This is a genomic window from Neisseria sp. P0001.S005, assembly GCF_051963715.1.
On the sequence record NZ_JBQCTZ010000665.1, the window covers coordinates 1 to 411 of the forward strand.

1 protein-coding gene is annotated in these 411 nt (G+C 50.1%); it reads right to left on the minus strand.

Features of this window, described 5'->3' with window-relative positions:
• Window positions 1-48 precede the first annotated feature (48 nt).
• Window positions 49-411: outer membrane lipid asymmetry maintenance protein MlaD (gene mlaD, locus ACTHSP_RS22270; RefSeq protein WP_440347045.1), on the minus strand; the 363-nt coding region annotated here is incomplete at its 5' end.

Sequence of the window (411 nt, forward strand, 5' to 3'; positions counted from 1 at the left end):
AGGAAGTTTTTTTCATGGGAGTGTCCTGAATATTGGGTTGATATGTGTTTATTGTTTGTTTTGACCGGCAGATTCACCATCTGCGTTTTTCTCAGCAAAGCTGGTCATGAATTTGCCGATAAGGTTTTCCAAAACCATGGCGGAGCTGGTAACAGTAATGGTGTCGCCTGCCGCCAAAGAATCGGTATCGCCGCCTTGTTGCAGGCCGATGTATTGTTCGCCCAACAGGCCTGAAGTCAGGATTTGTGCAGAAACGTCGCTGCTGAACTGATATTGGCTGTCCAGATTGAGGGCGACTTTTGCCTGATAGGATTTAGGGTCGAGCTGAATAGAGGCAACGCGGCCCACCAGTACGCCTGCGGATTTGACCGGAGCGTTGGTTTTCAAGCCGCCGATGTCGCTGAAATCGGC